The sequence below is a fragment of the Mesorhizobium sp. M2C.T.Ca.TU.002.02.1.1 genome, from assembly GCF_003997225.1.
On sequence record NZ_RZTO01001308.1, the window covers coordinates 1 to 998 of the forward strand.

General features: G+C 63.8%; 2 protein-coding genes. Both read right to left on the reverse strand.

Going from position 1 to position 998, the window contains the following annotated elements; translation table 11 throughout:
* On the reverse strand, positions 1-400 hold a 400-nt coding region (locus EOD07_RS35690), incomplete at its 3' end, for a DUF763 domain-containing protein (RefSeq protein ID WP_127238459.1).
* Positions 401-551: 151 nt separating this feature from the next.
* Positions 552-860 (reverse strand): hypothetical protein, encoded by a 309-nt coding sequence (locus EOD07_RS37980; protein WP_164772913.1) that lies wholly within the window; start codon positions 858-860, stop codon positions 552-554.
* Positions 861-998 lie beyond the last annotated feature (138 nt).

A 998-nucleotide genomic window follows, 5' to 3' on the forward strand; every position in this document is an offset into this window, starting at 1 on the left:
CCCCCTTGGCGACCAGCCGGCGGGCGGTGGCCAGAGCCTCGCCGTCCAGTCCGACGCGGTCGCCGATGGCCAGCAATTCGCCCGGCGTCTTGCGCGAATGCGCGCCGCGCCCGCCGCAGACATGGATGCCGAGCTCGTTGCTGAGCGGGTTCAGCCCGCGCTTCAGCGCGCCGATGACCGAGGTGGTGATGCCGGAAGAATGCCAGTCCATGCCCATCACGGCGCCAAAAGACTGGAACCAGAAGGGATGGGCGAGCCGCCGCAAAAGCTCGTCGCGGCCGTAATGGTGGATGATGGCTTCGCAGAGCACCGCGCCCAGCTTCGTCATGCGCTCGCCCAGCCATTTCGGGACCCGCCCGCCATGCAGCGGCAGGTCGGCGCTGCCGCTTCGCTGCGTCACCTTTTTGTTCTCCTCAGGATTGGCGACTTAGATGGCATTTCGATTGGGATTTGCAAGGCGCACGAACTCCATCTTCCCCCTCGAGGTGGGAGATGCCTGGCAGGGCAGACGGGGCGCTGTTCCGCCAGCGCCTCAGCCGCCGCCCTTGCTGCTACCTGCGCCCGTAGAGCCGGTGATGATGCCGGTGGTGGTAGTAATGCCTGTGGTGGTACCGGTGGTGATAATAGTAGTATCTGTGGTACCGGTGCGGGTAGCCGACGATATAGCCGGGATAATAGTCGTCGTAGTAATCGTCGTAATACGGGCCGCCGCCATAGTATGGACCGCCGTAGTACGGCAAATAGCCGCCGAAGGGCGCGAGGCCGAAGCCGAAGAACACATGCGAATGCGCGTCGGCCGGCGCGACCGTGGCCGCCGCCGTCGTGATGGCGATTGCAGATGCAAGCAGAAGCTTTTTCATGGCAACCTCCTCCTGAAGGTTCACATTGACAACGCTTTACAAGCCGAAAAGCTGCCAAGTGGCTGTTGGCCTCGCGCGAAAATCACCGGGATGTGAAGCCGCGCCGGCGTCCCGCCGGCGGATACCGCTAGCTGCAGA

Bases quoted from the DNA above. Each gene is read 5' to 3' on its own strand.
- EOD07_RS37980 (WP_164772913.1), bottom strand. From the start codon at position 860: ATGAAAAAGCTTCTGCTTGCATCTGCAATCGCCATCACGACGGCGGCG.